The following is a 13,803-nucleotide window of genomic DNA, read 5'->3' as shown; positions in this document are numbered from 1 at the left end:
GTGGTTCTGTTGGCATTTTGCCCGCAACTGCGCTAGCGTCTGGCAAAACAAGGCCGAACAACGGTCGTCAGGCAAAACAAAGAGCAGGTTCATGGAAGCTGAAACGCTGGCGCTTGCGCAGGGGATCGATTTCTCCATGTGGGGGCTGTTTGCCCGCGCGACATTCATCGTCAAGGTCGTGATGCTGATACTGGTCGTCGCGTCCTTCTGGTCGTGGTCGATCATCATTCAACGGCTGATCAACTATCGCGCGGCCCGGCGCGAGGCGGAGGCATTCGATCAGGCCTTCTGGTCGGGCAACCCGCTGGACGAGCTGTTCGAACAGATCGGACCGCAGCCCGGCGGCGCATCGGAAAAGATCTTCGCGGCCGGCATGATCGAATGGCGCAGGTCGCATCGCAACGACGGCGGGCTGATCGCGGGGGCCACCGCGCGGATCGACCGGTCGATGGACGTGGCCATCGCCAAAGAGGCGGAAAAGCTGAACAAGGGCCTGCCGATCCTGGCCACGGTGGGGTCCACCGCGCCCTTCATCGGGCTGTTCGGCACGGTCTGGGGCATCATGAACGCCTTCATCGAAATCGCCGAGCAGCAGAACACCAACTTGGCCGTCGTGGCGCCGGGCATCGCCGAGGCGCTGCTGGCCACCGGGCTGGGCCTGCTGGCGGCCATTCCGGCAGTGATCTTCTACAACAAGCTGAGCGCGGACAGCGACCACATCGTCGGCGGGTACGAGGCCTTTGCCGACGAATTCGCGACCATCCTGTCACGCCAGTTGGACAGCTGACATGGGTGCGGCGATTCAGCAATCGTCGGGCGGCAACGGGCGTCGGCGCGGACGTCGCCGCGGCCGTGCCCAGCCGATGGCCGAGATCAACGTCACCCCCTTCGTGGACGTGATGCTGGTGCTGCTGATCATCTTCATGGTTGCGGCTCCGCTGATGACGGTGGGTGTTCCGGTGGACCTGCCCAAGACGGCGGCCAGCGCCTTGCCCGGCGACAACGAGGAACCGCTGACCGTGACCCTGACGGCCGATGGACGGGTGCAGATTCAGACCACCGACGTGGCGCGTGACGATCTGGTCGGCAAACTGCGCGCCATCGCGGCCGAGCGCAGCAGCGATCGCGTGTTCCTGCGGGCCGACGGCGCGATCCCCTATGCGCAGGTCATGCAGGTCATGGGCGCGTTGAACGCGGGTGGCTTTTCCAATGTGGGTCTGGTCACGGATACTGGCGGACCGACGCTGGACCAAGGCCAAGAGTGAGGCCGCGCGGTGGATACCGGCACCAAGATTTCGGCGATTGCCCACGTCACCCTGATCGGCTGGGCCTTGTTCGGTGGCACCTTCCGGTCCGAGCCTTTGCCGATGGCGGTGCAGGAGGTCTCGGTGATCTCGGCCGAGGAATTCGCGGCGCTGACCGCACAGCGGGAGGCTCCGGCTGTGGCGGTTGCGCCCGGTGGGCTTGAAGCTCCGGACGCGCCCCCCCCGGCGCCACAGCTCCCCGAGCCGGTTGATGAGGAACCGCCGCGACCCGACACCGTGACACCGCCGGAACCAGACCCCGAGCCGCAGCCCGCCCCGATCGAGGCGCCGCCCGAGCCGGACGTCATCGAGCAGCCCCCGGTTCTGGCGGAACCCGAACCCGAGGTGGCCGTTTTGCCCGCCTTGCCCGAATCTCAGCCGCGCCCCGCCGACAAGATCGCGCCGGAACCCATCGCGCCGCCACCACCGGATGCCAAGCCCGACGACATCGAAACACCGGCCGTGTCATTGGATGAGGGCGCCGAGACCCAGCGGGAACAACAGGATCAGACTGCCCCCAAGGAGGCGACCGACCAGATCGTGACCGAGGCGGAACAAGGCAAGGACCTGTCGCCCCAGCGGTCACCACGCCCGCGGGCCCGGCCCAGCCGGCCGCAGCCGACCGCGCGGCCCGAGGTGGCCGAGACCGATACGCCATCCAAGCCGGCGCCGCAGGATCAGGCCGCCATCAACGATGCCCTGGCCGAGGCGTTGGGCGTCGCCGAGGAACCGGCCGGTCCGCCCCTGACAGGCGGCGAGAAGGACGCGATGCGTTTGGCCGTTTCGCGGTGCTGGAACGTGGGGTCCCTCTCGACCGACGCCCTGCAAACCATCGTGGTGGTCGGCTTTTCGCTGAACCGCGACGGCACGATCGTGGCGGGCAGCCTGCGGATGCTGGACAGCTCGGGCGGGTCGGCGGGCGCCGCGAAACAGGCATACGAGGCCGCCCGACGCGCGATTTTGCGCTGTGGCGCCAAAGGATACGACCTTCCTGCTGACAAATACGCGCATTGGAAGGATATTGAGATCACCTTCAATCCCGAGAGGATGCGGATCAAATGATGAAACTTCTGACCAGCCTCCTAGTCGGCCTGACCTTGCTGTCGGCCCCCGCTTCTGCCCAGACAGGGCCGCTGAGGCTGGAGCTGGATCAAGGCATCATCGAACCGATGCCGTTCGCCGTGCCGAATTTCGTGCCCGATACCCCGGCGGCCGCGCAATATGCCGCCGACATCAGCCGCGTGATCGCCGCCGATCTGACCGGCACCGGCCTGTTCCGCGAAATCGCGCCCGAGGCCTTCATCAGCCGGGTCAACAGTTTCGAGGCCCCGATTCAGTTCGCCGACTGGAAGGCGATCAACGCCGACGCGCTGTTGACCGGCGCGGTGAACCTTTCGGGCAATACGCTGACGGTGCGGTTCCGGGTGTGGGATGTGTTTTCGGGGCAGGAACTGGGCAACGGGTTGCAGTTTTCGGGCCCGACCGATGGATGGCGGCGGATGGCGCACAAGGTGGCCGATCAGGTCTATGGCCGCATCACCGGCGAGGGCGGTTATTTCGACAGCCGCGTCGCCTTCGTGTCGGAAAGCGGTCCCAAGGACCAGCGGCGCAAGCGGTTGGCCATCATGGACTACGACGGCGCCAATGTGCAGTACCTGACCGACAGTGCCGCCATCGTTCTGGCGCCGCGCTTTTCTCCGGCGGGCGACCGGCTGCTGTACACCAGCTATGAAAGCGGCCGCCCGCGCATCTATCTGCTGGATGTGGGCCGGGTCAGAAAGCAGGAATTGAAAACGCAGGACGGCACCATGAGCTTTTCGCCGCGGTTCTCGCCCGACGGCCGCTCGATCGTCTATTCGCTGACGCAGGGCGGCAATACCGACCTGTGGAAGATGGATCTGGCCTCGGGGCAAAGCGTGCGCCTGACCAATACGCCCGCCATCGAAACCGCGCCAAGCTATTCGCCGGACGGGTCGCGGATCGTCTTTGAAAGCGACCGGTCGGGCCAGCCTCAGCTGTACGTCATGCCCGCCAATGGCGGCGAGGCAACCCGCATCAGCTTTGGCCAGGGCCGCTATGGCACGCCGGTCTGGTCACCGCGGGGCGACCTGATCGCCTTCACCAAGCAGAACAAGGGCCGGTTCCACATCGGCGTGATGCGCGTGGATGGCAGCGAAGAGCGCCTGCTGACCGCCTCGTTCCTGGATGAAGGCCCGACCTGGTCGCCCAATGGCCGGGTCATCATGTTTACCCGCGAGACGCAGGGCGCCAGCGGGCGGTCCTCGCTGTATTCGGTCGACATCTCGGGGCGCAACCTGCGCCCGGTCCGTACACCGGATGGGGGCAGCGATCCATCCTGGGGGCCGCTGTTGAATTGAACGGATTGTCAATGGTGCCGACGTTCACAAGGTACCTTGGCTGTGATAGACAGGCGTCAAACAACAAAATGGAACCAGAGGCGATTGAAATGAACGTATTGAGCAAGATCGCGGCACTGGGCGCGCTGGCGCTGGTGACCGCCTGTACCAACAATGATCCTTCGGCTCTGGGCGGGGCAGGTGGGGCCGGGGCGCTGGTGCCGGGTTCGGCCAGTGATCCGCGCTCGCCGGCCTATTTCCAGCAGGCGGTCGGTGACCGGGTTCTGTTCGCGGTCGACCAGTCCACGCTGTCGCCCGAGGCGCAGACCATTCTGCAGGGGCAGGCCGACTGGCTGCTGGCCAATACCGACTATACCGCCACCATCGAAGGCCATGCCGACGAACAGGGCACGCGGGAATACAACCTGGCGCTGGGCGCCCGCCGGGCCAATGCGGCGCGCGAGTTCCTGATTTCGCGCGGGGTGGCCGGGAACCGCCTGCAGACCGTCAGCTATGGCAAAGAGCGCCCGATCGAGATTTGCAGCACCGAGGAATGCTACTCCAAGAACCGCCGTGCGGTGACGGTGCTGACCGGTTCGACCGCGGGGTGACGGCATGAAGGTTGCAGGTTTGGTGCTGGCGGCGGTCCTGACCGTCGCCACCGGGGCGCAGGCGCAGGATCAGCAGACCCTGGCGGATATCCGGCAGGAGCTGACCGTGCTGCATGTCGAAATCCAGCGGCTCAAGCGCGAATTCTCGACCACAGGCGCGCCTGCGCCGAACCTGTCCGGCAGCTCGATCCTGGAACGGGTCGATGCGATCGAGGCCGAATTGCAGCGGCTGACCCGCCAGACCGAGCAGTTGAACCAGCGCATCCAGAACATCGTGAGCGACGGAACCAACCGGATCGGTGACCTGGAATTCAGGCTTTGCGAGCTTGAGCCGGGCTGCGAGTTCAGCGGCGAGCCGACCGTGCCCCTTGGCGGCGAGGACGCCGCGGCGATCGTAACCCCACCGGCGCCGGACATCGCAGAGGGTGCAGGCCAGGTCGAGCTTGCCGTCGGCGAGCAGGCCGATTTCGACGAGGCCGCGCAGGCCCTGGCCGATGGCGATTTTCGGACGGCGGCTGATCTGCTGGCGCAATTCGACGCCAAGTATCCCGGCAGCCCACTGGCTGCCGAGGCCAATCTGCGCCGCGGTCAGGCGCTGGAAGGGCTGGGGGACACGCGTGAAGCCGCGCGGGCGTTTCTAGCGAGTTTCACCGCCGATTCCGAAGGCCCCGTGGCCCCCGAGGCATTGTACGAGCTTGGGGCGGCATTGGGTCGGCTGGGCCAGGTTGACCAGGCTTGTATCACGCTGGGAGAAGTCGGCGTCCGGTTCCCGTCGTCGGCCTTTGTGGCCACGGCAACCGAGGAAATGGCGTCGCTGAGCTGTTCTTGAACTCACCGGCCGACACCCTTCCCGAGCGCGTCAGGGCGCTTCTGCCTGAAAAGCTTCCGTCACGGCTGGGCGTGGCCGTGTCCGGCGGAAGCGACTCGCTTGCATTGCTGCATCTTTTGGTCCGGATCGCACGGGACGAAGACGTTCGGCTGTTTGCGGCCACCGTGGACCACGGTCTGAGGCCGGATGCGACCGCCGAGGCCGCCCGTGTCTCCGAGATGTGCACGCATCTGGGCGTGCCCCATGTCACTCTGAAATGGACGGGATGGGACCGATCGGGAAACCTGCAGGATCAAGCGCGGCGGGCACGTTACGGCCTGCTGCGGGACTGGGCGGTGTCGAAGGACATTCCTGCGGTCGCCGTGGGCCATACCGCAGATGATCAGGCGGAAACCGTGTTGATGCGTCTTGGGCGCGCGGCTGGCGTGCGCGGATTGTCGGCCATGTCTTTCGCGCGGGATCTTGACGGTGTCACGCTTTGGCGACCTTTGCTGGGCGAAACGCGCACGGTTTTGCGGGGCTACTTGCAGGCTGAGGGGGTGCAATGGATCGAAGACCCTTCGAATCAGGACCTGCGCTTCGACCGGATCAAGGCCCGCGAGGCGTTGGGCCACCTGTCCGGCTTGGGGATTACGGCTCAAACATTGTCCCGGGTTGCCGCGAACCTCGGGCGTGCGAACCGGGCGCTTGAGCATTTTGCGCAGGAATCCGCCCGCCGATTTGCGAAAGAGAAAGCCTGTGCGGTGCGTGTGGATCGCGCCGGTTTTGCCGCGCTGCCTGAAGAAATGCAGCGCCGGCTTGTGGCCGGTATCCTCCAGCGGATTTCCGGTCCGGGGTACCCGCCGCGGCAAAGCAAAGTCGAGCAGGTCGTACAGGCCGTTATTGCGGGACGTTCGTCGACGCTGAGCGGTTGTCAAATCCTGACGGACGGGAATAGTTCGTGGTTTTGCAGAGAGCTGATCGCTGTTTCGGCATGTGTGGCCCGACCGGATGAACTCTGGGACGGGCGTTGGATCGCGACAGGACCGGACACGCCCGGAGCGCAGATCCGTGCGCTTGGCGAGACCGGGTTGCCACAAGTACCCGACTGGCGCGCGACGGGGGTGCCGCGCATGGTGCTGATGGCCACGCCCGCCGTTTGGCAAAGCGACCAAATCGTGTCCGCGCCATTTGCCGGTTTTTCGAACGGATGGACGTTTGAAATGAACCCGAAATTCCCCGAGTTTTCGGCTTCTTTTTTATCGCATTGAACCTGCTTCAATCATCTCTATTTTAAGAGGCAACCCGGCAGCGCCTCATCTGCCGATGTCTTTTGGGAGAAATTTCTTGGGCAACGCTCGCAACATAGCCTTCTGGGTCGTTCTCTTCCTGTTGATCCTTGCACTGTTCAATCTGTTCAGCGGACCGGGAGGAACCCTCCAGAGCAATGAAAAAACCTATTCGGATTTCGTAAGCGCCGTCGAAGCAGGCGACGTAAAAGGCGTGACGCTGGATGGTGAGCAGATCCGATACACAACCAGTTCCGGCGGCAATTTCGTCACGATCAAGCCGGGTGACGCCGAAGTCACCAAGCTGCTGATCGAGAAAGACATCCCCGTGCGGGCGGAAAAGCAACAGCAATCGGGTTTCCAGTCGTTCCTGATCACGCTGCTGCCGTTCCTGCTGCTGATCGGTGTCTGGGTCTATTTCATGAACCGGATGCAGGGTGGCGGCAAAGGCGGTGCCATGGGCTTTGGCAAGTCCAAGGCCAAGATGCTGACCGAAAAGCACGGCCGCGTCACCTTTGACGACGTGGCGGGCATCGACGAGGCCAAGGAAGAGCTGGAAGAGATCGTCGAATTCCTGCGCAACCCGCAGAAGTTCTCGCGCCTTGGCGGCAAGATCCCCAAGGGCGCGCTGCTGGTCGGCCCTCCGGGTACCGGCAAGACGCTGCTGGCCCGAGCGATTGCAGGTGAGGCCGGCGTGCCGTTCTTCACCATCTCGGGTTCGGACTTCGTGGAAATGTTCGTGGGTGTGGGTGCGTCCCGCGTGCGCGACATGTTCGAACAGGCCAAGAAGAACGCGCCCTGCATCGTCTTCATCGACGAGATCGACGCCGTGGGCCGCCACCGTGGTGCCGGATATGGCGGCGGCAACGACGAACGCGAACAGACCCTGAACCAGCTGCTGGTCGAGATGGACGGGTTCGAGGCCAACGAAGGCGTCATCATCCTGGCCGCAACCAACCGCAAGGACGTGCTGGACCCGGCACTGCTGCGCCCGGGCCGCTTTGACCGTCAGGTGACCGTCGGGAACCCCGACATCAAAGGGCGCGAGAAGATCCTTGCGGTGCATGCCCGCAAGACGCCGCTGGGCCCGGATGTCGATCTGCGCATCATCGCCCGCGGCACGCCGGGGTTCTCGGGCGCCGATCTGGCCAACCTGGTGAACGAAGCCGCGCTGATGGCCGCGCGGGTCGGTCGGCGTTTTGTCACCATGGAAGACTTCGAGAACGCCAAGGACAAGGTGATGATGGGAGCCGAGCGCCGCTCGATGGTGCTGACCCAGGACCAAAAGGAAAAGACCGCCTATCACGAGGCCGGCCATGCCGTGGTCGGCATGACCCTGCCGCTGTGCGATCCGGTCTACAAGGCCACGATCATTCCGCGCGGCGGCGCGCTGGGCATGGTGGTCAGCCTGCCCGAGATGGACCAGCTGAACTATCACAAGGACGAGTGCGAGCAGAAGCTGGCCATGACCATGGCGGGCAAGGCGGCCGAAGTCATCAAATACGGTGAAGACCATGTGTCGAACGGCCCGGCCGGCGACATCATGCAGGCCAGCCAGCTGGCGCGGGCCATGGTGATGCGCTGGGGCATGTCCGACAAGGTCGGCAACATCGACTATGCCGAGGCGCATGAGGGCTATCAGGGCAACACCGCCGGGTTCTCGGTTTCGGCCCATACCAAGGAGTTGATCGAGGAAGAGGTCAAGCGCCTGATCCAGCAGGGATATGAGCGCGCGCACCAGATCCTGACCGATCATCACGAGGAATGGGAGCGCCTGGCGCAGGGCCTTCTGGAATACGAAACCCTGACCGGAGATGAGATCAAGCGGGTGATGAAGGGCGAGCCCCCGCACGCAGGCGATGACGAGAGCGGTACACCCGACCAGGGCGGTGCGGCCAGCGTGACGGCCATTCCGAAGACCAAGCCCAAGAAATCTCCGCCCGAGGGCGGGATGGAGCCCGAACCCACTGCATGACGCAAAAAAACCCGGCCCAAGCGCCGGGTTTTTCTTGCCTTTCCTGCAATGGGACACAGGCTGCGACGGATGGATCGTCAGACAAGGAAACTCCCATGCCCGTTTTGCGCGAAACCGATTTCAAGGCCACGGTCGTCTGGCTGGGGCATGTCCCGGCCGGGGACTCTCTGCGTGCCCGGTCGGTAGACCGGCTGGACCTTGATTTCGCGGGCGACGGCGGTGCGCGCCACGAAGGGCTGAACCGCCCTTCCTGCGTGCGGGTCAGCAATCTGTATCCGCGGGGCACCGAGATCCGCAACGTGCGCCAGCTGACGATCCTGTCGGCCGAAGAACTGACCGATATCGCCGCCGAAATGGGTCTCGACAGTCTGGACCCGGGCCTGCTGGGGGCCAGCATCGTGGTGCAGGGCATCCCGGATTTCACCCATGTCCCGCCATCCTCTCGCCTGCAGGCCAGCGGCGGGATGACGCTGACCGTCGACATGGAGAACCGCCCCTGCGTGCTGCCGGGCCGCGAGATCGAGGCTGACGCGCCGGGCCATGGCGCTGCGTTCAAGCCGGCCGCACAAGGGCGGCGTGGGGTGACGGCCTGGGTCGAACGACCGAGCGCGGTGGCGGTGGGCGACACCCTGACCCTGTTCGTTCCCGATCAGCGTCCCTGGTTGCCCTGACGTGCAGGCGTTTCCCATTCGAAACCGCTGAACGGTGACAACGCCGTTTCGCGGCCGGAAAATGTCGGAATCCACATCCACCCGAACGGTACACGACGGTATGGGTTACGCAGCATCGGCGCCTGGCGTCGGTTTTGCACGGAATTCAATCAGGGACCTTGCCCAATGAGCTACAAATCCGACATTGAAATCGCGCGAGAGGCGAAAAAGCTGCCGATCCAGGAGATCGGGGCCAAGCTGGGCATCTCCAGCGACGATCTGCTGCCCTACGGCCACGACAAGGCAAAGGTCAGCCAGAGCTTCATCAACTCGGTTCAGGACCGCGAGGACGGCAAGCTGATCCTGGTGACCGCGATCAACCCGACCCCGGCGGGCGAGGGCAAGACCACCACCACCGTCGGTCTGGGCGACGGCCTGAACCGCATCGGCAAGAATGCGATGATCTGCATCCGCGAGGCCTCGCTGGGCCCGAACTTCGGCATGAAGGGCGGCGCCGCGGGCGGCGGCTATGCGCAGGTCGTTCCGATGGAAGAGATGAACCTGCACTTCACGGGCGACTTCCACGCGATCACCTCGGCGCACTCGCTGCTGTCGGCGATGATCGACAACCACATCTATTGGGGCAACGAGCAGGAAATCGACGTGCGGCGCGTTGCCTGGCGCCGCGTGGTCGACATGAACGACCGCGCCCTGCGCCAGATCACCTGTTCGTTGGGGGGCGTGGCCAATGGCTTCCCGCGCGAAGCCGGGTTCGACATCACCGTGGCCTCCGAGGTGATGGCGATCCTGTGCCTGGCCAACGACCTGAAGGATCTGGAAAAGCGTCTGGGTGACATCATCGTGGCCTATCGCCGCGACAAGTCGCCGGTCTATTGCCGCGACATCAAGGCCGAGGGCGCAATGACCGTTCTGCTGAAGGACGCGATGCAGCCCAACTTGGTGCAGACGCTGGAAAACAACCCGGCCTTCGTGCATGGCGGCCCGTTTGCCAACATCGCGCATGGCTGCAACTCGGTCATCGCGACCAAGACCGCTCTGAAAGTCGCCGACTATGTCGTGACCGAAGCCGGTTTCGGGGCCGATCTGGGCGCCGAGAAGTTCATGAACATCAAGTGCCGCAAGGCGGGCATCGCGCCGTCGGCGGTGGTGATCGTGGCCACGGTGCGCGCGATGAAGATGAATGGCGGCGTGGCCAAGGCCGATCTGGGCGCCGAAAACGTCGCGGCCGTGCAGTCGGGCTGTGCCAACCTGGGCCGCCACATCGAGAACGTGAAATCCTTCGGCGTGCCGGTCGTCGTGGCGATCAACCACTTCGTCACCGATACCGACGCCGAGGTTCAGGCGGTCAAGGACTACTGCGCCGAGCATGGGGTCGAGGCGGTTCTGTCGCGCCATTGGGAGCTGGGTTCGGAAGGGTCCGAGGATCTGGCCCGCAAGGTCGTGGAACTGGCTGATGCCGGCACCGCGAACTTTGCGCCGATCTACCCCGACGAGATGCCGCTGTTCGAAAAGATCGAGACCATCGCCAAGCGCATCTATCGCGCCGACGAAGTGCTGGCCGATGCCAAGACCCGCAACCAGCTGAAGGACTGGGAAGCCGCCGGATACGGAAACCTGCCGGTCTGCATGGCCAAGACCCAGTATTCCTTCTCGACCGACCCGTCGCTGCGCGGCGCGCCCACCGGCCACTCGGTTCCGGTGCGCGAAGTACGCCTGAGTGCCGGCGCCGGCTTCATCGTTGTGGTCTGCGGCGAGATCATGACCATGCCCGGCCTGCCCCGCAAACCGGCGGCCGAGACGATCCGACTCAATGACGCAGGCCAGATCGAGGGCTTGTTCTGAGCCGCCGAATAAGACATCTCGTGGTCCGGGGAATCCCCGGGCCATGAGGAGATTGCGATGCCCACTCTGACACCGCCGCAGGGCTGTGGAACCATGCAGGAACTGCGGAAACAGATCGACAAGCTGGACCGCCAGCTGATCGAGTTGCTGGTGACGCGCGCAACCTATATCGACCGCGCGTCCGAGCTGAAGCCGGGCGAGGGCCTTCCGGCCCGAATCCCTGAGCGTGTCGAAGACGTGGTGCAAAAGGTGCGTTCGAACTCGGTCGATCTGGGCCTGGACCCCGATCTTGCCGAACGACTGTGGCGCATCCTGATAGATTGGTCGATCGCGCGCGAGGAGCGTGTGCTCGGCCCGAGTTGAACGAACCGGGCGCCGCATGCGCCCGGCCTGGTGTTTGAACAGAAGGGATCGAGCGATGGTAGCCCAGGTTATCGACGGCAAGGCGTTTGCAGCAAAGGTGCGCGCACAGGTGGCCGACAAGGTCGCGAAGCTGAAAGAGGAACACGGCATCACGCCCGGTCTGGCCGTGGTGCTGGTGGGCGAGGACCCGGCCAGCCAGGTCTATGTCCGCTCGAAGGGCAAGCAGACCGTCGAGGTCGGCATGAACTCGTACGAGCACAAGCTGGATGCCGAAACCTCGGAACAGGACCTGCTGGCGCTGATCGACAAGCTGAACAACGACCCGGCGGTGCATGGCATCCTGGTGCAGTTGCCGTTGCCCAAACATCTGAATGAAGACCTGGTGATCAATGCGATCAACCCCGCCAAGGACGTGGATGGGTTCCATATATCGAACGTGGGTCTGCTGGCCACCGGGCAGAAGGCCATGGTGCCCTGCACCCCGCTGGGCTGCCTGATGATGCTGCGGGATCAACATGGCTCGTTGTCCGGCATGGATGCGGTGGTGATCGGCCGGTCGAACATCGTGGGCAAGCCGATGGCGCAACTGCTGCTGGGCGACAGCTGCACCGTGACCATCGCGCACAGCCGTACCAGGAACCTGCCCGACGTGGTGCGCCGTGCAGATATCGTCGTGGCCGCCGTGGGCCGCCCCGAGATGGTGCCGGGCGACTGGATAAAGGAGGGCGCCACCGTGATCGACGTGGGCATCAACCGGATCGAACGCGATGGCAAGACCAGGCTGGTCGGGGATGTGGATTATGCAAGCGCGGCCGAACGGGCAGGTGCGATTACCCCCGTTCCAGGCGGTGTCGGACCGATGACCATCGCCTGCCTGCTGGCAAATACCCTGACCGCCTGCTGCCGGGCAAATGGTCTGCCCGAGCCCGAAGGTCTGACCGCATGACCACAGGCTGCGGCCAGCGCATGGCCGCAGCCTGGCGACCGGCCGGTCTGCCGGACTATTAGGAATGCACACGAAAAGTTTACCGGCGACCGATCGTATTGGATGCCGGTCGCTTTCGTGATAATTCCATCTTATCAGAGTGTTGAAAGGTGAAGGTGCCCGGCAGTCCTGGCCTGCACGGCGTCGGATCGGGGCGGAGTGATAAGTTGGAATGACGTCGATGTTGCGCTCAATCAGGGCCGAGTGCACGCCGCAACGGCTTGTGGCTGGTTTTGTCTTTGTTCCGTTGTTGGCCTATACGATCAATCCGTTCAACGAGCTGGATTTGTCCTACCCGCTGCGGTTGTCGTTTTGGACCGGGCTCATGGCGCTGGCGGTTCTGGCGGTCTGGAGCGGGCGAAAATTCGCCCTGCAGCGCTTTGGCCATTTGGGAATGACGGCGCGCAACTATGCCGTCGCGCTGATGATCATGGCGTTCTTTACGCCTGTGTTCTGGGTCTTTACCGTTCTTCTTTTCACGGCTTGCGGCTACCGGTCTCCGGGATTCAGCGCGGTCGGTGCCTATGGGGTGCTGTTGGGAACAGGCCTTGTTCTGGTGTCCAAAAGCATCAGGAGTGACTCTGCCGAGCAGCGCCCCACGGAATCCGCGCGTCTGGTTCGGCGCTTGCCCGAGGGGTTTTCGGGCGACATCCTTCGGCTCAGCGCTCGGGGTCATCATGTCGACGTCGTGACGACCCAAGGGGTCTTCACCGTGCGTCTTCGCCTGAGCGATGCCGTCGTCGAAATGGATCCCGTCGTCGGTCATTGTGCGCACAGGTCTCATTGGGTGGCCGAAGCGGCGGTCGAGGGTGTCGAGAAAGCCGGTGGCAAGCTGTTCCTGCGCCTTTGCAATGGCGATCTTGTTCCGGTCAGCCGGAAATACAAGCCGGATCTGGAAGCAGCCGGTCTGGTCTGACCGGTCACCGCGGCATGGCGGTGAGGCGCGGCTGTTCCCCGGTCAGGATCGCGCGCGCGTCGGGCCCCATCAAGCCGGACAACGCGGTGTCACTGCTGCGCAGCCCGCCGGTATAGGTGCCGTAGGCCGGAAGAATCAGGCGCCGGTCGTCGAAGAGAAACGCAGGTCGTGTGATCGAACGGCCCCGGGCCTGCAGCCGCACCTTCGGGTGATAGTGACCCGAGACCTCGCCCCGCGCATCGTTTTGGGCGATGTGGCGGAATACCAGCGGCGCGCGGCGCCACTCGGCCAGATGAGTCCCACCCAGGGAAACGGGTCCGGGATCGTGATTCCCTTCGATCCAGATCCACATCCGACCGGCCTGCAGAGCCGGGATTTGCAGTCGATCAGTTTCGTGTAGCGTATCAGCGGCCTCGATGTCGTCGAAGCTGTCTCCGAGGCAGATCACGGTCTTGGCCCCGGTCCGCTTCAGGTCCGCGGCAAGACGCGCAAGCGTGTCGCGGGTTTCATACGGGGGCAGGGCGGGGGCGCCCCGCCGGGCCATGCGGGCCGATTTTCCGAGATGCAGGTCCGACACGCACAACAGGTCGTGATCGGGCCACCACAGGGCGCCCGAGCCAAGGGCGTGCAGGCGCACACCGGAAAACGAGAACGCGAGGCTGTTCATGGTCCGGTCCTTGCC

The 13,803-nt window shown here is 64.3% G+C and carries 14 protein-coding genes; 13 read left to right on the top strand and 1 reads right to left on the bottom strand.

Annotated elements, in window-relative coordinates; genetic code table 11:
- Positions 1-91: 91 nt before the first annotated feature.
- The 13 genes from tolQ (at position 92) to F3H26_RS09130 (ending at position 13,121) form a co-directional block, all read left to right on the top strand.
- The gene (gene tolQ / locus F3H26_RS09190) at positions 92-787 is read left to right on the top strand and encodes a protein TolQ (RefSeq protein ID WP_149775759.1); all 696 of its coding nucleotides are present in this window, start codon (positions 92-94) and stop codon (positions 785-787) included.
- Position 788: 1 nt separating this feature from the next.
- Positions 789-1,265, top strand: coding sequence for a protein TolR (gene tolR / locus F3H26_RS09185; protein WP_149775758.1), 477 nt, complete (start codon positions 789-791; stop codon positions 1,263-1,265).
- A 9-nt stretch (positions 1,266-1,274) separates the two neighbouring features.
- The gene (locus F3H26_RS09180) at positions 1,275-2,366 is read left to right on the top strand and encodes an energy transducer TonB (protein WP_149775757.1); all 1,092 of its coding nucleotides are present in this window, start codon (positions 1,275-1,277) and stop codon (positions 2,364-2,366) included.
- The gene (gene tolB, locus F3H26_RS09175) at positions 2,363-3,682 is read left to right on the top strand and encodes a Tol-Pal system beta propeller repeat protein TolB (RefSeq protein ID WP_149775756.1); all 1,320 of its coding nucleotides are present in this window, start codon (positions 2,363-2,365) and stop codon (positions 3,680-3,682) included. The genes F3H26_RS09180 and tolB overlap by 4 nt, the downstream gene beginning before the upstream one ends.
- Before the next feature lie 89 nt (positions 3,683-3,771).
- The gene (gene pal / locus F3H26_RS09170; RefSeq protein ID WP_149775755.1) at positions 3,772-4,272 is read left to right on the top strand and encodes a peptidoglycan-associated lipoprotein Pal; all 501 of its coding nucleotides are present in this window, start codon (positions 3,772-3,774) and stop codon (positions 4,270-4,272) included.
- A gap of 4 nt (positions 4,273-4,276) precedes the next feature.
- Positions 4,277-5,101 carry a tol-pal system protein YbgF gene (gene ybgF, locus F3H26_RS09165; protein ID WP_149775754.1) on the top strand — a complete coding sequence of 275 codons (825 nt, stop codon included), beginning with the start codon at positions 4,277-4,279 and terminating at the stop codon, positions 5,099-5,101.
- A gap of 71 nt (positions 5,102-5,172) precedes the next feature.
- Positions 5,173-6,351 (top strand): tRNA lysidine(34) synthetase TilS, encoded by a 1,179-nt coding sequence (gene tilS, locus F3H26_RS09160; protein WP_223162471.1) that lies wholly within the window; start codon positions 5,173-5,175, stop codon positions 6,349-6,351.
- Positions 6,352-6,427: 76 nt separating this feature from the next.
- Positions 6,428-8,344 carry an ATP-dependent zinc metalloprotease FtsH gene (ftsH, locus tag F3H26_RS09155; protein WP_149775753.1) on the top strand — a complete coding sequence of 639 codons (1,917 nt, stop codon included), beginning with the start codon at positions 6,428-6,430 and terminating at the stop codon, positions 8,342-8,344.
- 95 nt (positions 8,345-8,439) lie between these two features.
- Positions 8,440-9,015, top strand: coding sequence for an MOSC domain-containing protein (locus tag F3H26_RS09150; protein ID WP_149775752.1), 576 nt, complete (start codon positions 8,440-8,442; stop codon positions 9,013-9,015).
- A 165-nt stretch (positions 9,016-9,180) separates the two neighbouring features.
- Positions 9,181-10,857, top strand: a complete 1,677-nt coding sequence (locus tag F3H26_RS09145) for a formate--tetrahydrofolate ligase (RefSeq protein ID WP_149775751.1) — start codon at positions 9,181-9,183, stop codon at positions 10,855-10,857.
- A gap of 57 nt (positions 10,858-10,914) precedes the next feature.
- The gene (locus F3H26_RS09140; RefSeq protein WP_149775750.1) at positions 10,915-11,220 is read left to right on the top strand and encodes a chorismate mutase; all 306 of its coding nucleotides are present in this window, start codon (positions 10,915-10,917) and stop codon (positions 11,218-11,220) included.
- A 55-nt stretch (positions 11,221-11,275) separates the two neighbouring features.
- Positions 11,276-12,166: a bifunctional methylenetetrahydrofolate dehydrogenase/methenyltetrahydrofolate cyclohydrolase FolD gene (folD, locus tag F3H26_RS09135; protein WP_149775749.1), complete on the top strand. Its 891-nt coding sequence runs from the start codon at positions 11,276-11,278 to the stop codon at positions 12,164-12,166.
- A gap of 220 nt (positions 12,167-12,386) precedes the next feature.
- Entirely contained in the window at positions 12,387-13,121 is a 735-nt protein-coding gene (locus tag F3H26_RS09130; RefSeq protein WP_188127735.1) for a LytTR family DNA-binding domain-containing protein, read from the top strand.
- 4 nt (positions 13,122-13,125) lie between these two features.
- On the opposite strand, the gene pdeM is transcribed toward F3H26_RS09130, so the two are convergent.
- Positions 13,126-13,788, bottom strand: a complete 663-nt coding sequence (gene pdeM / locus F3H26_RS09125; RefSeq protein ID WP_149775747.1) for a ligase-associated DNA damage response endonuclease PdeM — start codon at positions 13,786-13,788, stop codon at positions 13,126-13,128.
- Between the last annotated feature and the right edge of the window lie 15 nt (positions 13,789-13,803).

The sequence above is a fragment of the Ruegeria intermedia genome, from assembly GCF_900129345.1.
In the GTDB taxonomy this organism is placed as follows: domain Bacteria; phylum Pseudomonadota; class Alphaproteobacteria; order Rhodobacterales; family Rhodobacteraceae; genus Ruegeria; species Ruegeria intermedia.
Note: the sequence above shows the minus strand (reverse complement) of the source record. Positions and strands in the feature narration are given on the sequence as shown.